The following is a 1,708-nucleotide window of genomic DNA, read 5'->3' as shown; positions in this document are numbered from 1 at the left end:
TCATGCTGCACGGCTGCAAGCAGACCGCCGAATCGTTCGCCGCGGGCACGCGCATCTGCCGTCTGGCCGAGCGCGCGGGGTTCGCCGTGCTGTTTCCCGAACAGGCCAAGACGACCCATGCGCACCGCTGCTGGCACTGGCATGGCGACGCGACCGAGTCCGAAGCCGCGGCCGTCGCGTCGCTGGTCGACGCCATCGTGCGGCGCCACGGCTTCGATCGCGACCGGATCTACGTGGCCGGCCTGTCCGCCGGCGCCGGGCTCGCCGCGGCGCTGGCGCTCCGGTATCCCGACCGTTTCGCGGCCGTCGGCCTGCACTCCGGCCCGGCCATCGCGCCGCCGTCGTCGACGATGGCCGCGATGAGCCTGATGCGTCGCGGGCTCCGCGACGATCCGGTCGCCGCGCTCGACGCGTGCGCCGACGTCGCGTCCTATCCCGGCATGCCGGCCCTCGTCATCCATGGCGCGCTCGATACGGTCGTGACCGACCGGAACGCGACGCAGCTCGGCATCGCGTTCGCGCGGCTCAACCGGCTCGTCGACGAACACGGGGCGATCCGCATCGGCGAGCAACGCAGCTACGCGCAGGACGATGCGGACTACATCGATTATCTGAAGGGCGGCCGGCTGGTCGTCAGGGTGTGCATCGTCCGCCGGCTGCCGCATGCGTGGAGCGGCGGAGACCCGAGCGAGCCGTTCCATTCCGCCAAGGGGCCGGACGCGACCGCGATGTTCTGGCATTTCTTTCGTCGTCAGCGCCGCAAGCGATTGGCGTGACGCACGACGCTCGCAGCGGCCGCTCGCGAGCGTCCGCCGTCATGACGTCATGCCCGCTGCTCCAGCGCTGCCGCGCTCGCGCGGTCGCCGGCACGCCGAACCGGCAACCGTATCCGGAAGGTCGTGCCGCGCCCCGGCTCGCTGGTCACGTCGATGGTGCCGCGATGACGCTCGACGATGCCGTGCGATACCGACAGCCCGAGCCCCGTGCCCTGCCCGACCGGTTTCGTCGTGAAGAACGGATCGAAGATCCGCCGGACGACGTCGGGCGTCATGCCGGCGCCGGTATCGCTGATCGCGATCGACACCTGATCGCCGTCGCTCGACGTACGGATCGTGATCACGCCGCGCTCCGGAATCGCCTGCGCCGCGTTGACCAGCAGGTTCATGAAGACCTGGTTCAATTGCGACGGCAGGCATTCGACGTGCGGGACGTCGCCGTAATCGCGCACGATGTCGGCCTTGTACTTGAGCTCGTTGTGGACGACGTTGAGCGTGCTCTCGAGGCCCGCATGCAGATCGACCACGCTCCATTCGTCGCTGGCCGGGCGGGAAAAATCGCGCAGGTCCTGCACGATGCGCCGCACGCGCAGCGCGCCGTCGATCGACTCGTCGATCAGCATCGCGATCTCGTCGCGGACGTAGTCGAGATCCACCGCGCGGTGCACGGCCGTCAACGCGTCGCGGGTGGCCGGATCGAGCTGCGGCAGCGCGGCTTCATGCGCGGCGACCACGTCGAGCAGGCTGCGCACCCACGTCTTCAACGTATTGAGGTTCGCGCTGACGAAGCCGATCGGATTGTTGATCTCGTGCGCGACGCCGGCGGCGAGCTGGCCGATCGACGCGAGTTTTTCCGACTGCAGCAACTGCTCGTGGGTTTCCTCGAGCGCATGCAGCAGGCGCCGCTGTTCGTCCTTCTCCTGTTCGAGCAG

2 protein-coding genes are annotated in these 1,708 nt (G+C 69.0%); one reads left to right on the top strand and one right to left on the bottom strand.

The features are described from left to right. Positions 1-776: alpha/beta fold hydrolase (locus JMF90_RS35990; RefSeq protein WP_201326242.1), on the top strand; the 776-nt coding region annotated here is incomplete at its 5' end. Positions 777-823: 47 nt separating this feature from the next. Here the strand turns inward: JMF90_RS35990 and JMF90_RS35985 are convergent. Beyond that, positions 824-1,708, bottom strand: an 885-nt coding sequence (locus JMF90_RS35985) for a histidine kinase (RefSeq protein WP_236598117.1), incomplete at its 5' end; no start/stop codon positions are given.

It is taken from the genome of Burkholderia sp. E168m23, from assembly GCF_016586125.1.
Lineage (GTDB): Bacteria > Pseudomonadota > Gammaproteobacteria > Burkholderiales > Burkholderiaceae > Burkholderia > Burkholderia orbicola.
The sequence above is the reverse complement of the archived record's forward strand: the minus strand, read 5'-3'. Positions and strand labels throughout refer to the sequence as shown.